Source organism: Enterococcus sp. 10F3_DIV0382 (assembly GCF_002140245.1).
Lineage (GTDB): Bacteria > Bacillota > Bacilli > Lactobacillales > Enterococcaceae > Enterococcus_B > Enterococcus_B lactis.
The window spans coordinates 939,347-945,019 of record NZ_NGMF01000001.1; the positions used below are offsets into that span (position 1 = coordinate 939,347).

A 5,673-nucleotide genomic window follows, 5' to 3' on the forward strand; every position below is an offset into this window, starting at 1 on the left:
AAATAATAGGAAGCGTTTTACTGGCTTTTTACTATTTAAACAGGCTATCATAGGAAAAAGTGACAGAGAAAGTGAGGCGGAACAGATGAACAAAAACGACGTATTGCTAATTGCGAAAAATAAATCACTTTATTTTTTTCCTTCCATCCGCTCTTTAGATGTTTGGTCCGGAAAAGATTTACTACAGTCGGAATTCATTAAATCAGCTCGACAACAGTTGGCAAATTATCAGCTGATCGTTTTTTTAGATTATGGATTTGATATGGAGATGGCTCGACGCGTGCGTCCATTTACCAATGCAAAAATCGTGTTATTTTTTTGGAACCACTTCAAAGCAGAACACGAGGCGATGCTGAAACAGGCACAAGATGAACCGGCAATCGATGAGATTTATCATTTTGATTTTTTGGAAGCGAAAGAACTTGGACTAAAACATAATAGTTCCTTTTATTCGAAACATATGGATTTTTCTTCTAGCGAACCAAAGACGGATCTATTTTTTGGTGCAACAAATAACGGCAGAAAAGAACGGGCAGAAAAATATAAGCAGGAATTTACAAAAAGAGGTGTTACGACCAATTACTTTATTCTTCCGCTTCGAGGAAATGAACAACCTGGATATCTTACTTATGAAGAGTACCTGAAAAAAACAGGGGAATCGCGCGGGATTCTGGAACTGTTGCGGGAGGGTCAGCAAGGAGTGACTTTGCGAACGTTTGAATCTATGTATTTTCAAAAGAAACTAGTGACAGATAATCAAGCCATAGCTCATTATCAGTTTTATCATCCTGAAAATATTTTTTTGCTTCAAGAACGTGATTTAGATGAATTACCGGAATTTCTGTATACGCCATTTCAGCCAATCCCATCAGAACTGTTGGAATTTTTTGATGCAGAAAATTGGGCAAAACGTTTTTTCACTACTGACTCCGCTATTTATGAACAATATGAATACGATCTTTCCTCTGCTAAAAATAAATAAAAGTGCCAACCAATCATAGATGAAAATAAACAAGCGCAATTCTTATGGCAACATGAGAATTGTGTTTTTCTTTTTGATCTTTCATGGGGGTAAAAAAATGAGAACCAGCTGCTGATCCAGCTGATTCTCATCAGAGAGCCTTTTATTCTGCGCCAAGGATTCCTTCTTTTGCATGGACTAATTGGGTCAAAAAGGCACAATATGGTGTAGCAATATCATATTTTTGTCCTTTTCGCCAAACGGCACCATTGATGTAGTCGATTTCAGTCAAACGATGGTTTTTGATCAGGTCTTGGTACATAGATGGGTAATGCAACCCGATGTTGTCAGGATCATAAGTAGAAGCAATATGTTGGTACACTTCTTCTTGATCTAATGTGATTCCTTCTTTTGCTGCGATAGAAGCAAACTCAGATACGATCGTTCGAACCATGCCCTCTGCCGCTTTTTGCGCACCTAATTCAGCAATATTACAATCCAATATCGTGCATAATCCATTTAATGTTCCGTTTACACAAGCTTTTCGCCAAATGGAATAACGAACATTATGACTATAGATTGGATTCAATTTTGCTTCTTGAAAGACTTCTACAACTTTTTTTGTAAATGCTTCGCCTTCTGGTTCCAAGTTCTCTAGTTCGATTTCTCCATCACCTAATAATGTGACTTTTCCGGGACCAGCTAGACCAGCGGTCCACATCGTGATCCCAAATAAGATATTTTTCTTTGGTACATATTTTTCCAGTACATCTTCATGACCTAATCCATTCAGTAAACACAAAACATAAGTATTCTCAGTAATAATGGATTGGATCGAACGAAACATATCATCTAATTGATTCGCTTTTGTCAAGGCTACGATCAAATCCACGTGTTTGTTGCTTTCGATGATTTCTTCTGGTGAATAGATTGGCAGTTTTGCAACTACTTCTTTGCCATTAAAGTCAGCAATCAATCCATTTGTACGAATGGCTTCAATGTGAGCAGGCCAGCGATCGATCAAGACGACCTCATTTCCGCTTTGATGCAACATTAATCCGATTCGGCTGCCCATTGCTCCGGCTCCAGCTATTGCGATTTTCATGTTTTTTCTCTCCTTTATTCAATGAGTTCCCTTTTAGTATATAGAAAAACAGAAGAAAATAGCATTGTTTTGTTTGAAAAAAGTGAAAAAAAGTGTCTTACTTAAGAAGAAAGTGAGGGATATAGATGGATATTTTGGCGGCAATCGATTCATTTAAAGGAAGTGCTTCTTCATTTGAATTAAATCAGGCAGTTCTAAATGGTTGGGAAGACCGTAAAGGAAGAAAAATCAATGTGCCGATTGCAGATGGCGGAGAAAATACTGCAGAAGCAATCTATTACGCGCTCGGGGGAAACTGGCGTACGATTGATGGGATGGATCTCTTATTTCGTCAGCGAAAAATCAGTTATTTATTGACGAACTGGCAAGGAAAAAATACCGCAGTCATTGAATCTGCACAAGTATTAGGATTAGATTTACTTGATAAACCAACGGATCAAACCATCCGACTTGCTTCTAGTTATGCCTTGGGAGAGCTTATCAAAGATACACTGCTTCAAGAAGTGGAACAAATCATTGTCACTTTAGGAGGAAGCGGATGTAGCGATGGTGGTCTAGGATTACTCCAATCCTTGGGTGCTTCTTTAGAAGGGTACACAGAAGGAAATCCTTTGTTATCTACTAGAAAACTTCATTTGGATCGAAGGAACGTTCTTGTTTCTAAAGTAAAAGTGATCATCGCTGCAGACGTGACCAACCCATATACAGGTCAACAAGGAGCTGCTTGGCAATTTGGAAGACAAAAAGGAGGAACGGATACGACGTTAGCTTTCTTGGATAAACAAGCTGAAAAGATTGCTCAGCAGATAAAAGATGTTTGGGAGGTGGATTTAGATGACATCCCAGGAAGCGGAGCAGCAGGCGGTATTGGCGGAGCCCTTTTTTTGTTAGGAGCGAAGATGGTCTCTGGTTTTGAGTTGGTCAGCCAAATCACTGGATTAGAAAAACAGATCGAACAAGCGGATGTCATCATTACAGGAGAAGGGCGGATTGATCAGCAAACAATCCACGGAAAAGTTCCATATGGCGTAGCAGTGCTTGCAAAAAAATATCGAAAACCAATAATCGCTATTTGCGGAAGTAGAGACCAAGAGCTGGAAGGACTCTCTGATTTTCTCCCCATTGTCTTAAGCATTCAATTAGGACCAATCGATTTAGAGGAAGCAATGGAACACAGGCAAACATTAGAAAAAACAGAAATCTTAGGACAGACACTCAGCAGATTTTTCAACATTCTCCCGAAGTAGTTGACAAAAACAATTTCTTTATGCTATCGTAATTTCAAATATAGGACAAAGTGAGGGATCCGTGCATTGAAAAATTAAGTCGATTGATGAAAGCTGCATTCAGACTGTACCTTGTGGAGACAAGGGAGCAGTGTGCAGATTTTCGGGATTGGCTTGGTTCTTTCGATGTATGGGTCTTTTTGTGTGCCCCAACCCTTGCATCCTCTTTAGCCAGTTCTGAAAATAGGACTGGTCTTTTTTTACGAGGTGATGGAATAATGTCTAAAATCGAAATAAAAAATCTGACATTCGGCTATGACAGCCAAGGCACATTATTATTTGAACAAGCCAATCTAAACTTTGACACACAATGGAAACTAGGACTTATCGGACGAAACGGTCGAGGAAAGACAACTTTACTGAATATCCTGCAAAACAAACTCCCTTATCAAGGGCAAGTGATCCATCAGCAAGCGTTTGTCTATTTCCCGCAGCAAACAAAAGATAAAGAGCGTTTGACCTATTATGTGTTAAATGAGATTATGGATTTTGAGATATGGGAAATTGAAAGAGAGCTCCAACTGATGCAAACAGATCCTGAAATCTTATGGAGAGAATTCAGCACACTATCAGGAGGAGAGAAGACAAAAGTCCTACTGGCACTCTTATTTGTGGATGACACTCATTTCCCGTTAATCGATGAACCAACGAATCATTTGGATATCTCTGGCAGAAAACAAGTAGCGGCTTACTTGAAAAAGAAAAAACAAGGATTCATCGTGGTGAGTCATGATCGGGGATTTATCGATGAAGTAGTGGACCATGTTTTAGCAATCGAAAAGAGCCAACTGGAACTTTATCAAGGGAATTTCTCTATCTATGAAGAACAGAAAAAACTTCGTGATGAATTTGAAATAGCTAAAAATGAAAAATTGAAAAAAGAAGTCAACAGGCTAAAGAAAACAGCAGCTGAAAAAGCAGAATGGTCTCGTTCCCGAGAAGGAGACAAAACAAAGAAAAAAGTCGGATTCATCGATACGGAATCTAGGCGAGTGAATAAAGGAGCAGTAGGCGCTGATGCTGCACGGACGATGAAACGATCTAAAGCAATCGTGAATCGGATGGAAACCCAGATCGGTGAGAAAGAAAAATTATTAAAAGATATCGAGTATATCGATGCTTTGACGATGAATAGCCAAGTGTCTCATCATAAACGGCTGTTAAGCGTAGAAAATCTTCAATTAGGGTATGAAAATCTGTTATTCGAGCCAGTTCATTTTACGATCGAACCTCATCAGCGGGTGGCAATTTCAGGTCCTAACGGCGCGGGAAAGTCATCCATTATCCATTATCTTCTGGGGACATTCAACGGCAAGGTTGTAGGAGAAAAATCCCAGCCCAAACATTTGACCATTAGTTACGTACGCCAAAATTATGAAGACAATCGAGGGACATTGGCGGAATTCGCGGAGAAAAACCGAGTAGACTATCAAGCATTTTTGAATAATCTCCGAAAGCTTGGGATGGAAAGAGATGTTTTTCATAATAAAATCGAACAGATGAGTATGGGACAACGGAAAAAAGTGGAATTGGCTAAATCTTTATCCCAACCAGCTGAGCTCTATATATGGGATGAACCATTGAACTATTTGGATGTCTTCAATCAAGAACAATTAGAACAACTGATTTTGAACGTGAAACCTGCTATGTTACTAGTGGAACATGATCAAACCTTTCTAGATAAAGTATCTACTGAGATTATTTCTCTTGAGAAAATCTAAACCTTGTAATCTCAAAGACAACAAGGTATGGTTAAGGAGAACTTTGTCAACGAAGGAGAGAATCACATGCTTTATGTAACGAGACACGGAGAAACAACTTGGAACGCACAAGGATTAGTTTGCGGGCGAGCAGATGTGCCGCTGACTGAAAAAGGACAGGTGCAGGCACAGGCACTAGCAGAAAAGGTAGTAGATTTGCCTGTTCCAATCACGAAAATCATCCATTCCCCTCTTCAACGAGCAAGAGATACAGCACAAGCAGTAGCTGATCGTCTCAATTTGCCGATGACCGCTGATGAGCGATTGGTAGAAATGGATTTTGGGGATTATGACGGATTGCCAAGCAAAGATGAAAACTTTCAAAAAGCGCGTTTAGCGTTTGCTGTACGTTTCCCAAATGGAGAGTCGGTCTTAGATGTGTACGCACGAATCGTTCCTTTATTGAAAGAATGCATGGAAGACGAAGAAAATGTCTACTTGTTAGTCTGTCATAATGCCTTGATAAGAGTGATCAATGCTTATTTTCATCCAATGCCTAATGAAGGGTTCTTTACATTCATGGTAGACAATACAGAATTAATTTCTTATGAGTAATTAGAC

At 39.3% G+C, this 5,673-nt stretch carries 5 protein-coding genes; 4 read left to right on the plus strand and 1 reads right to left on the minus strand.

Annotated features, from left to right (window positions below; all coding sequences use genetic code 11):
* The first annotated feature begins 85 nt into the window (after positions 1 to 85).
* A complete protein-coding gene (locus A5849_RS04665) occupies positions 86 to 982 on the plus strand; it encodes a hypothetical protein (RefSeq protein WP_002308342.1) in 897 nt (298 codons plus the stop codon).
* Positions 983 to 1,124: 142 nt separating this feature from the next.
* Here A5849_RS04665 and A5849_RS04670 read toward each other — a convergent pair whose 3' ends face one another.
* Entirely contained in the window at positions 1,125 to 2,066 is a 942-nt protein-coding gene (locus tag A5849_RS04670) for a 2-dehydropantoate 2-reductase (protein ID WP_002293798.1), read from the minus strand.
* 125 nt (positions 2,067 to 2,191) lie between these two features.
* On the opposite strand from A5849_RS04670, the gene A5849_RS04675 reads away from it, so the two are divergent.
* The 3 genes from A5849_RS04675 (at position 2,192) to A5849_RS04685 (ending at position 5,667) form a co-directional block, all read left to right on the plus strand.
* Positions 2,192 to 3,313, plus strand: a complete 1,122-nt coding sequence (locus A5849_RS04675) for a glycerate kinase (protein WP_002348095.1) — start codon at positions 2,192 to 2,194, stop codon at positions 3,311 to 3,313.
* Between the two features lie 257 nt (positions 3,314 to 3,570).
* Positions 3,571 to 5,073, plus strand: coding sequence for an ABC-F type ribosomal protection-like protein Eat(A) (gene eat(A) / locus A5849_RS04680; protein WP_025478064.1), 1,503 nt, complete (start codon positions 3,571 to 3,573; stop codon positions 5,071 to 5,073).
* A gap of 66 nt (positions 5,074 to 5,139) precedes the next feature.
* Entirely contained in the window at positions 5,140 to 5,667 is a 528-nt protein-coding gene (locus A5849_RS04685) for a histidine phosphatase family protein (RefSeq protein WP_025477103.1), read from the plus strand.
* Positions 5,668 to 5,673 lie beyond the last annotated feature (6 nt).

Coding starts and splice junctions, on each gene's coding strand:
- A5849_RS04665 (WP_002308342.1), top strand. CDS start 86: ATGAACAAAAACGACGTATTGCTAATTGCGAAAAATAAATCACTTTAT.
- A5849_RS04670 (WP_002293798.1), bottom strand. CDS start 2,066: ATGAAAATCGCAATAGCTGGAGCCGGAGCAATGGGCAGCCGAATCGGA.
- A5849_RS04675 (WP_002348095.1), top strand. CDS start 2,192: ATGGATATTTTGGCGGCAATCGATTCATTTAAAGGAAGTGCTTCTTCA.
- A5849_RS04685 (WP_025477103.1), top strand. CDS start 5,140: ATGCTTTATGTAACGAGACACGGAGAAACAACTTGGAACGCACAAGGA.